At 40.0% G+C, this 12,844-nt stretch carries 11 protein-coding genes; 4 read left to right on the top strand and 7 right to left on the bottom strand.

Annotated elements, in window-relative coordinates; translation table 11 throughout:
* Window positions 1–86: 86 nt before the first annotated feature.
* The 6 genes from AB4274_RS21695 to AB4274_RS21670 all read right to left on the bottom strand — a co-directional run bounded on the left by AB4274_RS21695 (window position 87) and on the right by AB4274_RS21670 (window position 6,551).
* Complete coding sequence (locus tag AB4274_RS21695; protein ID WP_065584792.1) at window positions 87–827, bottom strand: LysM peptidoglycan-binding domain-containing protein; 741 nt, start codon at window positions 825–827, stop codon at window positions 87–89.
* Entirely contained in the window at window positions 824–1,951 is a 1,128-nt protein-coding gene (locus AB4274_RS21690; protein WP_102321325.1) for a hypothetical protein, read from the bottom strand. Before AB4274_RS21690 ends, AB4274_RS21695 begins: the two co-directional genes overlap by 4 nt.
* Complete coding sequence (locus tag AB4274_RS21685) at window positions 1,908–2,612, bottom strand: hypothetical protein (protein WP_229648578.1); 705 nt, start codon at window positions 2,610–2,612, stop codon at window positions 1,908–1,910. The genes AB4274_RS21690 and AB4274_RS21685 overlap by 44 nt, the downstream gene beginning before the upstream one ends.
* A gap of 13 nt (window positions 2,613–2,625) precedes the next feature.
* Window positions 2,626–5,427 carry a CS1-pili formation C-terminal domain-containing protein gene (locus AB4274_RS21680; protein WP_102321324.1) on the bottom strand — a complete coding sequence of 934 codons (2,802 nt, stop codon included), beginning with the start codon at window positions 5,425–5,427 and terminating at the stop codon, window positions 2,626–2,628.
* Window positions 5,427–5,954, bottom strand: a complete 528-nt coding sequence (locus AB4274_RS21675; RefSeq protein WP_240800848.1) for a hypothetical protein — start codon at window positions 5,952–5,954, stop codon at window positions 5,427–5,429. The genes AB4274_RS21680 and AB4274_RS21675 overlap by 1 nt, the downstream gene beginning before the upstream one ends.
* A gap of 66 nt (window positions 5,955–6,020) precedes the next feature.
* Window positions 6,021–6,551 carry a hypothetical protein gene (locus tag AB4274_RS21670; protein WP_102321323.1) on the bottom strand — a complete coding sequence of 177 codons (531 nt, stop codon included), beginning with the start codon at window positions 6,549–6,551 and terminating at the stop codon, window positions 6,021–6,023.
* A 467-nt stretch (window positions 6,552–7,018) separates the two neighbouring features.
* On the opposite strand from AB4274_RS21670, the gene AB4274_RS21665 reads away from it, so the two are divergent.
* From AB4274_RS21665 to pyrC, 3 genes are all read left to right on the top strand, one after another.
* Window positions 7,019–8,983: an adhesion domain-containing protein gene (locus AB4274_RS21665; RefSeq protein ID WP_372074940.1), complete on the top strand. Its 1,965-nt coding sequence runs from the start codon at window positions 7,019–7,021 to the stop codon at window positions 8,981–8,983.
* A 286-nt stretch (window positions 8,984–9,269) separates the two neighbouring features.
* Window positions 9,270–9,428 carry a YqaE/Pmp3 family membrane protein gene (locus AB4274_RS21660; RefSeq protein ID WP_017059962.1) on the top strand — a complete coding sequence of 53 codons (159 nt, stop codon included), beginning with the start codon at window positions 9,270–9,272 and terminating at the stop codon, window positions 9,426–9,428.
* Window positions 9,429–9,620: 192 nt separating this feature from the next.
* Complete coding sequence (gene pyrC / locus AB4274_RS21655) at window positions 9,621–10,649, top strand: dihydroorotase (protein WP_108155403.1); 1,029 nt, start codon at window positions 9,621–9,623, stop codon at window positions 10,647–10,649.
* A 152-nt stretch (window positions 10,650–10,801) separates the two neighbouring features.
* Here pyrC and AB4274_RS21650 read toward each other — a convergent pair whose 3' ends face one another.
* A complete protein-coding gene (locus AB4274_RS21650; RefSeq protein WP_372113204.1) occupies window positions 10,802–11,707 on the bottom strand; it encodes a DUF808 domain-containing protein in 906 nt (301 codons plus the stop codon).
* Between the two features lie 175 nt (window positions 11,708–11,882).
* On the opposite strand from AB4274_RS21650, the gene AB4274_RS21645 reads away from it, so the two are divergent.
* Window positions 11,883–12,809, top strand: a complete 927-nt coding sequence (locus tag AB4274_RS21645) for a M14 family metallocarboxypeptidase (protein ID WP_372074943.1) — start codon at window positions 11,883–11,885, stop codon at window positions 12,807–12,809.
* Window positions 12,810–12,844 lie beyond the last annotated feature (35 nt).

The raw sequence follows: 12,844 nt of genomic DNA, 5'->3' as shown, positions 1-12,844 counted from the left end.
GCGATGAACCAAAAAAAAGCATCACCATACCTTATAAGAAATAGGTCTAGTAATACTTTAATATTGATCAGGTTACCGGTAAGAGCTTATTCTAATACTTGGCCAGGAATGATCAAATCAGGATTTTCAATATCATTACTCTCAATGATCTCTTCTAAATCGAAGCCGAACTTTCTACGTAGTTCATATAACCAATCACCTTCTTGTACGACATAAGGTAATGTCGGCTTAACAGCAACTTCGGATATACTGTTAGACATAGTATCGAAGTCACAGTCCGTATCAGTTGGGTCAGATGTGCAATCCGGAGCTTTCGTAATTTCAAGTGACGAAGGGCGAGGTTCAACTTGGTCAGACTCAATCTTACGCTTGCTGTCATTGAAATAATAAGATAATCCAACCACGGCTTCTCGTTGATTTTGCCCAAAATCATCATTCAACGTTTGATTAAGTGCGATACTCGCACCGAAATATTCATTCAAAGCATACTCAGCAAGGTACTCTATTGTTGGATATTTATCTTCAAATCCGACTCCAACCTTTAAATCAATTTCTTCTCCATCATGTATACTATAAAGCAAACCTAAATCAGGTATGTACTCAGAATCATCTAATAATTTATAATGTTTGATACCTAGATTCAATTGAAGTCGGTTATATTGGTAGAGAAAATAAATAGATTGAGAATTCTCAAACATATCTCCATCAAAATTATAGCCATAGTTTGCCCCTACCCCCAAAATATGAGCAGTTGGCTTCTCAGCAACCGCTGCACCGCTGGTTAGTACTAGAAACATAAAAAAAATATTATTAATTAGTCGGTTCACAGGTTCACCTCATAAACAACATTAAACGACCCTTGGTAATTACCTGAACTGAGTGCATTTCCATCGACATCAAAACTAACATCGTATGCTACATCAACTTTGTTACTACCTTCTCCATTCACTGTAATCACTTCTGAATCAGGAAAAGATACGGTATTAAGTACTCCGTCTTGGACAATCACCTTGTCAGGGCTTTCGCAGCCAATGGCACACGTGATTGTGTAGGGTATCTTTTCTAGCGAGTTATCAATATTTGTAAGCTCATAGTCACCTGACGTAGGGCTAAATGTCATAATAACGCCTGTAGGTAAAGTCCCTAACAAGCTAACATCATACCTCGTTGTACCAGAGATCCTTTTTGTTGCAGTATCATACTGGGGTTCAATATTCCCGTCTCCAAGTACCGTTAATGATTCAAGGATCGCAGCTTGATAATCAATCGTGATAATTAACGTCTCCGGCACTCTGGTATAAGTCATCGTACCGGTTTGACTTGTAAAAAAGTAAGTGGGTGAAAGGTTAATTGATGCCGTAAAAGTTCCAGATCCAACAGGGGCTGCGAACACATCATTACTGATATTAGGCAAAGCGAAAGCAGGTCGATAAAACTTAAAAGGCTCTATTCGGCTTGTTGCTGTGTAACCCATTCGCGACACACACAAAGTCGACTCTTGGCCCACTTTCGCACTCGAACCACTTATATTTGTAGCTGCACACTCATTGGCAACTCCCATTCCCACATTTGACCCGTAGTCTTTTGATGTGAAATAACTAGCCGAGCTACCCAAATTATACTCAACGCCTAACAACTCCAGGCTGGTGTTAAAACTTTCGCCTGTAGAATGATTAACAAAGCTAACGTTATTAACGGGTTGGTTATCCATCGTTGCGGGATACCACTCTGCCGTTGGTTGCTCTTGCGCTATCGTCCATGCAGATGGAGATATAGCTTCACTACCGAAATAACTATTTGGCGCCGCATTGTTCCAAACCACAGAGTTGTTTGCTGTAATCGTTCCGTATACATCTGCAGCATGGCTACTATCTAAAGCCGTGAATAATAGCGCTATACTAATTAGGCTATTTCTTTTTAATAGTGATATTTTTGTTATAACTGTAATCATGGTTGGCTACCTTAACGGATAACGAATCGACATTTTGCAGGCCTTCTGCTAATTTTATGGTTTTCTTTCGACCAGATAGTATTGTATTAGTTTGTTTACATTTGTTACTAACAGAATTCGGTTTACAGTTATCAAACTGTATGTAGAAAAATGTGTTACCATTATTTTCCACATAAACTTCTGAACCGTTATATTTAACTTTGTAGTCAACATTAGTATTTTTTGCAGGTACAATATAATAAGGAGCATAACCATAATTAATACCAATTATACTTTCTTTTTTATCTCCATCGATAACGCTAGGCATGAAAGTCACTTGATAAACTTTGTCCTTCTCTAAATCATCACAATTAACCTGACATAAATTCTTTACTGATACACGACGTCTTTCCCCCGGATTTAATATCAGTTTATTGGGTAATAGCGCAAGATCCCATAAAGGTAAATTATCTTTTGTTAGCTCTACCTTTTCTAACTCTCCGTTTTCAACCTTTACTTGGCTAACGTTACCTTTTATATATTCAGGTTCAGTTTTCGAACTAGTCAGAGTAAAAACTCCATTACCATCTTCTCCAGCTATAAGAAGCATTTTATCTATGCTAAATGCATGGCTAAAAGAGGTCGTCATTAATAGTATCGAAGTAAATATTACACGTTGCATAATTTTCTCTATGTTAGTTATAAGCATATGGCGTCATCTCCATATGAACTGCATAATTAATGAGTTCATCAACATACAGTTTGTTTGCCGTAGTTAGTTGCTCAGGAGACTTAGCGAATATATACAAATAACCGCCAAGCTTTTTGTTTATAATTTCAACACCTGAGTTGTTCAGTTTGTTCTGATAGTTCAATACAATATTACTATCCTTGTATTGCCCTAAGTAGTAATAATAAACACCATCAACTAGGGCTATCTGATAACCTTCACTATTTTCTTCGAATGATGGCATACAGAAGTTATTACCTAAATTCAAATTATTAACCGATGATAACTCCGGTATTACACATTGGTTTTCCTTAGATATAATTTTGTAAGGTTGTTTATCTTTCACCTTAAATTGATACACACCTTCAACAAGCTTGTCAGTAGAAACACAACCTCCACCGATACATTCAACTCCGTCTATTGGATTTCCATTTATATCACTAAACGTCGATATAAATGATTTCAACTCAGACAACGACGTATCCAAACGGATAACAGTTCCTGGATAACTAGTAGCCGACGTATAAGACTCACCATTGTTGTAAAAATCAGAGGCTTCCGTATCAAGCTTGAATTCATATTCATAGAACTCTTTTAATGGATATACCGTCAAAGCATCTCCACTAACATAAGCATTGCTTTGTTTTCCATTCTGCTCGGAGTTAACTACCGCCAAGAATTTTCCATCCGAAGACAGTTCCCCTGTATCATTATTCGAAATAAAATAAGAAGATGACTTTTCACTCGTAAACTCTATTCCTTGAGAAGTTACGATATTACTTGTACCAATATATGCAGAAACACTTGTATTGCTACTTGAATTGATATAGGTATAAGAGTTTGAGTCAATATATTTATTCTTATAATTTGCAGACAATGATAAATCGGCACTGCTTTGGTCTTCAGTAGAATCTTGATAATAAAGTCCCGCAGAGCTTGATACATTTAGATTGTTTCTGTTAATTAGACTACTTGAGACTGTATCTCTATGCGATAGCGCAACATCACCACTATCATCTATTTGTGCTTGTGTACTATGTGTGTATGTGTTTTCCTGGCCTATTGGAATAATTATTGAGGCCATAACACCATAATTTATATCGCTCGATTCACTTGCTGATAACTCTAAGTTCACCTTTGAGTCAAGTGGTAATGATGATATCTGCACGCCACTTCTTGCAGACCAACTTTCTGATTCATTATTATAACCATTACTAAAATCTTTATATTGGTTTTTTGTTAATATACCCGATATATATGATGATATATTTCTCGTTAAGTACTTGTTGTAATTTACTGATAATGACGTATAGTTCGAGTTACTGAATAAAAGTTGAGACAAACTAATATCTCCAATACTATTATCATTTTCACTATCAAATTTTGTGTAAGATACACTTAAGTTATAAATCCCCACATCAAAATTATAAAAACTAGATCCATCGTCAAATAATCCTGTTACTGCCGATATTCTGGACACTTCCCCTAAAGATAAGTGACCACCAACATAATTATAATTATCTTCCCCTGTAATAAACGAACCTGCACCCAGTGCAAAAAAATCCGTAACTTGATAGCTCAATTTCCCATTGGTGAACATTGGACTTTCATAATTATCATAAGCAAAGTTGATGGATTTCTGGTCAAAATCGTCCTCTAGTCCCGTATTCGTCAGGTCTCTTGATAAATAACCGGCTGTAATATGATAATCTAGTTCGCCGGTTTTAATCGACGAAGAGCTTGTATTGACTATCAACCTATCTTCTGTGTAAAACTCTTCACTGCCATCAAATATTCGAATTGTCGCAGTATAAGTACCAAATGGTAGCTCGTTATAGTCAAAGTATTCTTGCCCTGCATCCACATTACGACTTAATAGAACACGGCCTCTATCATCATTAATTTCTAGTCGACCAGCTCTTGAAATGTTCAAATATACTCGTCTAGAATTAGAAGATGATTTTTTTACTAGCTCTCTCGTCGATCCAATCGACAACATGTAACCAGAAGTTTTGCTGCCATTTTCTAAAAACTGAGTACTATTCCAAGGGCGTTCTTGGTATTTATACCCGACAGAGAAACGAGTATTACCACCAACATAGTTATACGATGAGTCATCCGAACTGAAACCATTGACATCACTAAAGTTTAGATCATTATGCAAATAGCCATACTTGCCAAAACCTGCATAATTTTCATGTTGATAAGAATAAGACGATGTATAATCAGTGTTGTCGCTATAAGAACCAGATAGATTCAAACCATGTGACATAATGATCGCGTTTTGATCGATCTCTTCTTTTACAAATTTTATTTCTGACTCTTCTATTATCTCAGTTAAGAATTGTGAGTTAACATGAATAATCAATGATTGGCTATCTGGCACATAAACAAAATCATATAAATCAGGTAGTAGACCACATTCACTTCGATAACCTTTACAATCTAGGCTCGATTCAACCCCATTTACCAGTGTTGTTGCCATCGCATCGCTAACATCTTTCTCAATACCAAGTTCATTCGCCAATGCTTGTGCTACAAGTTGTTTTTGTGAAGTGGGAATTCTTACTTCATCACCCGAGATGAAAGCTTCCGAATAGAATAATTTGTTGTTATCAGCCGAGAGAATTAGTGGCATTCTTATCAACTTCTCTTCAAACATATCTTCAAATCCATCTGGAATATTTGCGACGGATTTTGAACTATATATTATGGCCAAGAAAAATATGATAATTAAGTTTAAACCAAACCAAAGTCTAATAAACATTATAGTTGAAGCTCCACATTGAACGTAATACGACCATTGCAATCTAATGGCTCATCACTCGGTATATTTTTATTTGTCACTAATTCAAATTCATTGGTAGAGTTTTCATATTCAGTATTTTTAATATTATTAAATTCAAAGTTTGGTATATCTGAAATATCAGAGTAATGTTTTCTATCGATATAGAGATCGACAAAATCATCATACATAGTCTCACCGCTATCGTTGAAAACACATTTAGAAGTGAACTCTGATATGTTATAACTGTATTCAAACGAATCCCCAGAGCTTGTTGGTATATTCGTTCTAATATAAGAATAAAAACGCCCATTTAGAAAGGTTTCGTTCTCACCATCATACTTCAGTGCAATAAACTCATCAGATAAATCTACATTTATAGAATAGTCATACAAATTCGCTCTATTTATTTGTGTATTTACTGGAAATGAATAGCTTTCATAGCCAAAGCTATTGAAACTAAAAATAACAAGCAATAATAGAAAGAAATAATTTATATAGATATTCATTTTCATCAGCCTCGAAAAACAAGGCACTTAATTAATTAAGTGCCTATCAAATAATGAGATTTTTTCTTATGGCAAAGTTGCAATCATATCAACGTTAACGATAACTTCTGTACCAGCAATATCATCTGGAGTTGAGTGTGCTGTATCGTTAGCAACATACAGTTGAATCGTATCGCCTGCTGAAAGTTGAGTTGAAGCTAAGTAGTCAGCTGCAGTAAGTTCCGTCGCTGAAAGGTTATCGCCGACGACAATGTTAGGCTGTACTTCACCCATTGAAGCTGGAAGCACATTTACTTGTGATACCGTCCAGTTAGCTGGAGTTAAAGCCCCAAGCACAGCCCCCGTGTAGTCATGCGCTTCCAAAACAACTGCTTTAGTCGTTGCGAACGTACCGTCAGCGTTCACCTGTAACGTACCAACAAAAGAAGCAGGGTCTTCACTACCGCCCGCACCAGTAACAAGGATGTCACCGTTGGATACAAAACCAGGAACAAAGCCGCTGAATACTACAGAACCAATAGAGGTATCGCCAGGTGCAGAAAAAGCTGGAACAGATGTAATTGCAGATAGCAGTGTAATAAGTGTTAGTTTTTTCACTTTTATTTCCTTCGATATATTCATAATATGATTAGTTAGCCCCTTGCTAACTTCGGGTGTATGATATGCAATGAATAAACGTTTTGGTTAGCAAGTAAAGAAAAGTGACCTTCCGATATGCCTAGTGGATATTTGAGCAAGAAAACCATTCACCTAAAAAATAACCTAGGCATTTAATTCCTTAGGTTACTCATTCGCTAATTTAGTAACTGGTATTAGATCCCACCTTCGGTCTTATCTTATAAAAGTAGTTATTCACATGAACAACCCCACTTCAATATAAATACTAGAGACGTATAACAGTTTGAGTTTTAACTTATATCATTGCTAATAGCGCCAGCTGTCAACTAGGCACTCACCAGTGCCAGATACTAGCTCGTGCTAATTTAAAGTGATTTAGCCTTGTTAGAATACGCAAATAAATAATGGGCTGTGCTCTCTTTGCTTAATTCCCATAACATTCACTAATGAGTATTAAATACATGATGAGAATAAGTACATACGCACCTTTTCATAAATTATCCCTGTCAGTAGCGATATCATTGGCGCTGTTTGGGTGTGGTGCATCTAGCGACGAAGCGACTACTAACTCCAAACCCGAATCTCCAACATCAGGAGATACCCTTTACTATGCTCAGGATGTAATTCGTCAAAGCACTCCCACAAATACCTTTTTTGTTGATTTGTCGAATAATATGGAGTCATCTGATGATTCGTCAGTTACATTAACGACAGTTACGTCTTTGAATAATAGCTATGATTGTAATGTTGTATCCCAAAATGCCAATGGCTTCACCATTAGCGCTCAAAGTGCAAAAGTGTGCGACTACCGCTATCGAGTTGGCGCTGCGCTACCTTCTGACATCGCTATGAGCTCCCATAGTAACCATGGAGAGGCGCGTATTAGCGCTACTTCAGCAACATCAGGAGATGGTTTTGCTGAAGCGACAGTTCGTGCGGCTGTCGGTGAGTCAACTGAGCAACTTACACCGATTTCAGGACTAACCTCCTCTTTCACATCTGTACAAATAGATATCGCTAAAGAGCTTGGGAACGCGGGGTACTCTCTAGACACAAGCACATATGCATTAGCAACCACGGTTACATTGCCTAATGGTGATGCGACAAATTCAACTGCTATTGCAAACACATCAACTAATACGATTGATTACACCCCAGGAGATGGCATACCAAGCGGCGTAGAACGCATCCTATATAGCTATAGTGATGGTTCAAGTGTGTTAGCTGGTAGTATTGATATCGCGGTCTCAACAGACACAAACAGTGCACCAACAGCAGAATCTCGTAGGAAAATCAGTTATATAGATCCAGACTCTGGTGACGAGGTAGCTAAAATTCCTTATGGTAAACAATTAAGGTTCAATGTTGCGGATCTTATAAGTGACCCTGACGGTGATACTCTTCATCTCGTTGACATATACAGCTTTGGTGCAACCATCTTAATTCCAAACGATGCCAACAACGATGGTAATCTTTTCAATGATACTGAGTTTGATTTCACTAGTACCCAACCTGGAGAAACATCTGTGTCCTATGTTGTGTCTGATGGAAAAGGGGGCTATGCCACAGGAATTTTGCAAGGTTACGTCGGTAACCCATATGAGCCAATCGTCTCAGGGAATATCTACCTACCACCGTTGATGTACGCAGATGCTAAAGATGCTGAAATCATCGCCACACCTCAAGTTGGTAACGGTACTACCGCTTTAAATGGTATCACCACGGCTTCTCACGATTGGCACACTGCTAATCACTTGTGCCAAGCTAGAGGAGCACGATTGCCAACGGTGACGGAACTTCGAAGCCTATATGATGATGGCAATACTAGTGGCCGTTTGTTTACTAATCACAACTGGCCAATTGACGTTAGCTACTGGGCTAGTAACCAAGGAGCAAGTGGAACTAGCTATCATCATTCCGTAAACATGGCAGATAGAGTTGTTAGTACATATGATGCCAATTCGAGTGTTCGATTTGCTGCTTGCGTCGATGCAACACCTCTAGGGTATCCAGTTAAATTCCTTGGTGATGACATTGGTAATGATTATCTATTTGATACTCGTATCAATGCTCAAGTGACGTTTGGCTGTGGGTTTATTGTAGATTCTATCTCGCAGGTAGGAGGTGCTCATATTGGAGGCACTGGCGGAGCCAAACATACAATAAACGTTGCTGACATAGGTAGAGTTAGAGCTGTCTGGGGACCCACAGAGTTTGGGTCTGGAAACGATATGTCTCGACTCTTTCTATATAATAAATCTGGTGGCTTACTGTTAACCTGTGGTAGCAAATCTTACTCAGGTCACTATAGCGATGAATATACTCTAACCGCAGATGAGCAGTTAACAGGCTTTAGGGCCACAGGAGACAGCTACCTAAATGGATTAGAGCTTTGGGTTGATACCGAATAATCCTAAGACGCTAGCGTTAAACTAGTTATTCGTAACTAGTTTAACGCTAGACTGCACACTATTTATGTTTCAATTTAAACAATTTCAACTCAAACCTCACTATTACATCCAATCTAACTTTAGTCGAACTGGCAGGCATTAAACACTTGATACTAGGCTAGTATCTTGAGATGTTTAGCTTTCTATTTTGGTACATTAAGGCAGCAATGCCGTAACACTCTCGAGACGTTCTATAATATGAACACGTTTACCGCATTGAACTTTCATTGAATAAAAAGGATTTATCATGAACAAACTCGTCATTATCATCTTATGTGTACTGCTTCCGCCTGTTGGCGTGTTCTTCGCTCGCGGCGCCGGGAAAGATTTGGTGATTAATATCATTCTTACTTTCTTCTTCTGGGTTCCAGGAATGATCCATGGTCTGTGGGTAGCCACCCGCTAACCCTTATTAACAAATAGATACCGAATAAAATATCCATAAAAACAAGCTCCTAGCCATGAAGAGTTAAAAATAGGATGAAATGAAAGTACTTTTCCACTATCATCCTGTCGCCTAAACGTAAGCGATTGCTTTCACAGATTTCGCTGAGTTTAGGCTCCAACTACATAACACTTCAAATGGTGGGAGCCTTCAATGACACAACTTACGATTACTCGTCCTGACGACTGGCACGTTCATCTACGCGATGGCGAAGTATTAAAAGATACAGTTCGCGATATCAGCCGTTACAATGGTCGAGCGTTAATCATGCCAAATACGATCCCACCGGTAACCGATACCGAAATGGCTCTTGCTTACCGTGAACGCATCATGGCAGAGCAGCCAAGTGAACAATTCCAGCCTCTAATGGCACTTTACCTGACAGACAACACAACACCTGATGAAATTCGTAAAGCGAAAGAATCTGGCGCTGTTGTAGCAGCGAAGCTATACCCTGCTGGCGCAACAACAAACTCTGATTCAGGCGTAACTTCTGCTCAAAAGATTTACCACGTACTAGAAGCAATGCAGGAAGTTGGCATGCTACTTTTGGTACACGGTGAAGTAACGACTCACGATGTTGATATCTTTGACCGTGAGAAGCAGTTCCTGGACACAGTACTTGCACCGATTGTGAACGACTTCCCTAACCTGAAGATTGTTCTAGAGCACATCACAACTGCAGATGCTGCGACTTTCGTGAAGAACGCGAACGACAACGTTGCTGCGACTATCACCGCTCACCACCTGCTTTACAACCGCAACCACATGTTGGTTGGCGGCATTAAGCCACACTTCTACTGCCTTCCTATCCTAAAGCGCAACACGCACCAATTAGCGCTTATCGAAGCTGCAACAAGCGGTAGCAAGAAGTTCTTCTTGGGTACAGACTCTGCACCACACGCAAAAGGTGCAAAAGAGTCAGCATGTGGTTGTGCGGGTTCTTACACAGCGCACGCTGCCGTTGAACTGTACGCAGAAGTGTTCGACTTAGAAGGTAAGATTGAGAACCTAGAAGCGTTTGCAAGCCACAACGGCCCTGACTTCTACGGTATTCCACGTAACACGGACACCATCACTCTTGTTAAAGAAGAGTGGAACGTTGCTGAAACCATGCCTTTCGGTTCAGACATCGTTGTGCCAATCCGTGGCGGCGAGACGATTGCTTGGTCTGTAAAGTAAACGCTTAATCGGTAAATAAGCGCTTATATTGCAAAATAAGAGCGTGGTGTTAATTAAACACGACCCATTAGATTAAAAGGGGCACCATAATGATTATGGTGCCCCTTTTTCGTTTCGGGAGAGATGGTTTTATTAAGACTGATAATGAGCGATTACTTACCGCGAATTTTTCCAATCACCGTCCAAACTGCAACGACGATCAGTCCAGCTAAGACACCGATAACACCGTTCAGCAGAGTTGGAACAACCGCTGTCGCTATCGTATGTCCACGAAAGTCCATAATAATCGGCTCAATTAAGTGATGAATCGCAGGAACGTTGTGCACCACAATACCGCCACCAACCAAGAACATCGCAGCAGTGCCGACCACAGCAAGCGTCTTCATTAACTTGGGAGCAAACGCGACTAGCCCATTACCCAATTGAGTTTTAATGGTACTGCCATTCGATGTTCGCTGCAGATAAAAGCCTAAATCGTCTAACTTAACGATCCCTGCCACTAAGCCATAAACACCAATCGTCATCACAACCGCAATCAAACTCACGACAAGAATCTGAGTAACGATGCTTGTACCTGTCACGGTGCCAAGTGCTATCACGATGATTTCTGAGGATAATATGAAATCGGTACGAATCGCGCCTGCGACCTTTCTCTTCTCATATTCCTCTATGGATTCACCAGTACTCGTATCCTCCCCCTTTTCATCCTCTTGATGAGCATGAGGAAAAAGCTTTTCTAAGATTTTCTCTGCCCCTTCAAAACAAAGAAACAGACCACCAATCACCAGTAGTGGCATGATCAACCAAGGAATGAATGCACTGATCAATAGTGCTGCCGGAACCAAAATCAGCTTGTTTTTAAATGAGCCTTTTGCGACCGCCCATACCACTGGGATTTCTCTTTCAGCAGAAACACCGGATACCTGCTGGGCGTTAAGGGCTAAATCGTCACCTAATACGCCTGCGGTTTTTTTAGCGGCTACCTTAGACATCAATGCGACATCATCCAACACGGTTGCAATGTCATCTAACAGTGTTAGTAAACTTGCTCCAGCCATTTTGTTGTCTCTTTATAAAGAATTGAACCATCAATAAAATGTAACACCATCAATTCACTCATCAAAGTTATGAGTCTGTAAAAAATAAAGTCACAAGTTGTGTTTTCTATTGCTGTCTCTGTTAGACAGGAATAATCTGTCTTAATCTTTCACGAACATAAAAGAAAAAGTATAGATGAAAAGTGAATCTACCTACCCGATTGGTAAGCTAGGGCAAAAATGGCAACAAGCAGAACGTGAAGCATGGTTAGCTCAACGAACGGTTAAGCGTGAATACCAGCAAGAAGTTGTACCAAAGATTAAAGCACTGGCAGACCGCTTTGACATCGAACAATACGGCGCACTGAGCTACGACGAAGCTCGCTTCCCACTCTTCGCTATCAAGAGCAAAAACTGGGACGAGTCAAAGCCGACGATTCTGGTAACAGGTGGTGTTCACGGTTACGAAACCAGTGGCGTGCATGGCGCGATCAAATTCGCTGCGACTCAAGCAGAAAAATACACGGCGCACTTCAACATTGTTGTCGCACCTTGTGTGAGCCCTTGGGGCTACGAAGTGATCAACCGCTGGAATCCAAATGCTGTTGATCCAAACCGCTCTTTCTACGACGGTACGCCAGCAGAAGAATCAGCAAACCTACGAGCTCTAGTAGCGTCTCTGCCAGAAGTATTGGTTCACGTTGACCTGCATGAGACGACTGACTCTGATGAAACTGAATTCCGACCTGCACTCGCAGCTCGTGATGGCATTGAGTACATCGAAGGTATGATCCCAGACGGTTTCTACACTGTTGGCGATACTGAAAACCCACAACCTGAATTCCAAGCTGCTGTCATCGCTTCAGTTGAAAAAGTAACCCACATTGCGCCTGCGGATGACGAAGGCAAGATCATTGGTTCAGACGTCACTCAACACGGCGTGATCAACTACCCAATGAAGAAGCTTGGCTTATGTGGCGGCGTGACTGACTGTAAGTACGGTACAACCACAGAGGTTTACCCAGACAGTGACAAAGTAACAGACGAAGAGTGTAATGATGCTCAAGTTGCTGCTGTTGTTGGTGCTTTGGATTACGTTATTCAGCACGAATTGAACGCATAAGCTCATACCCGCTAATAACTAGGGCGTGTTGATCT

The organism is Vibrio sp. 10N.261.55.A10 (assembly GCF_041470825.1).
Taxonomy (GTDB): Bacteria; Pseudomonadota; Gammaproteobacteria; order Enterobacterales; family Vibrionaceae; genus Vibrio; species Vibrio crassostreae_C.
This window is presented reverse-complemented; position numbering and strand designations above follow the sequence as displayed.